The organism is Microcystis sp. M53603_WE2 (genome assembly GCF_030065435.1).
In genome coordinates this window covers 1-1,300 of sequence record NZ_JASJFF010001168.1, presented here as the reverse complement: position 1 = coordinate 1,300, position 1,300 = coordinate 1, and the positions used below count along the sequence as shown (strand labels likewise).

2 protein-coding genes are annotated in these 1,300 nt (G+C 47.7%); one reads left to right on the top strand and one right to left on the bottom strand.

Annotated elements, in window-relative coordinates:
* The coding region (locus tag PX481_RS24545; protein WP_288096551.1) for an NAD(P)/FAD-dependent oxidoreductase at positions 1-1,156 on the top strand (1,156 nt) is incomplete at its 5' end.
* On the opposite strand, the gene PX481_RS24540 is transcribed toward PX481_RS24545, so the two are convergent.
* Positions 1,094-1,237, bottom strand: a complete 144-nt coding sequence (locus tag PX481_RS24540; protein ID WP_288023531.1) for a hypothetical protein — start codon at positions 1,235-1,237, stop codon at positions 1,094-1,096. The genes PX481_RS24545 and PX481_RS24540 overlap by 63 nt on opposite strands.
* Positions 1,238-1,300: the final 63 nt, after the last annotated feature.

Here is a 1,300-nt window from a genome sequence, read left to right as displayed (position 1 = left end):
GACCACAACTTATGATTACATAATTATCGGTGGTGGTATCACCGGTTCCGCCTTAAGTTATGAACTAGCTAACCTAGGCAGTCGAGTCCTCTTATTAGAAAAAGAAACCCATCCCCTCAACGCCACTTTCTACAGTTACGGGGGTTTAGCCTATTGGTCGGCCACCACAGAAATCCAGAGAAAATTATATCAAGAAGGTCGAGAAATTCAGCGCAATTTATCCCAGGAATTGGGCATAGATAATGAATACCGGGACATAGAGCTAATTCTCACCGTTAACCCCGAAGATGATCCGGTCACTGTGGCCGAAAAATTTGCTATCTTTGCTATTACCCCCGAAATTCTCGATCCGCAGGCAGCGATCGCTTTAGAACCTCTATTAAATCCCGCAGCTATCTCCGGAGTTTTACGACTGCCCCACGGTCACATTAACGCCGAAAAAACTAATCTTGCCTATCAACAAGCTTTCCTGCGTCTGGGAGGCAAGATTATTCGGGAAGCTGTCATCGAATTAATTGAAACTGCATCGAGAATTACCGGCGTAAAAACTCCTAAAAATAATTATTCTGCCGGGGAAACTATCGTCTGTGCCGGGGGATTAACTCGGTCTTTACTGCAAAAATCCGGTATTACTGCTCCCGTCTATTTTACCCATGCCCAGGTGATCAAAATTCCCCCCACTGAGATCAAATTAAACACCCTAGTTATGCCTGCAATTCCTGCCAGATTGGTATTAGAGCAAAAAATCACCCAACTAGAAAAGCAGGGCATTTGGCAGAGAGAAACCCCAGAAATAATTGCCAGTGTTTTAGAAACGGGGGCGGTACAATTCCGGGATCAAAGTCTTTATCTAGGGCAAATTAGCGCCATTATCACCGATCCAGGCGGGAGTTTAAACCCTCTGACGGGGGAAAAAGCAATACGCGCCGCCGTGGGGACATTGCTGCCCTCTTTAGCCTCTCTCCCCGGCAGCTGTCATCATTGCCTAGTGGCCTTTGCCCCCTCGGGACGGCCTCTGGTGGGAGCGATCGCCGATAAAGTGGGATTGCAGGTATTTTCTGGTTTTACCAGTACACTTGTATCGGCTCCGCCCCTAGCTCGACGTTTTGCGCGTCATCTGCTGGGGGAAAATGACGAGATAATTAGGGTTTGCTGAAAAAGTTTTTCGTGGGGACAGGGTGTGAGGTGTGGGGTGTGGGGTGTGGGGTGTGGGGTGTAGGTTTTTACCCATTTTCATCTGGTAAATTACCTAATTTTCAGGGAAAAAGTCCAGGGATTTTCCCCCCGATCCCTCCCAGAT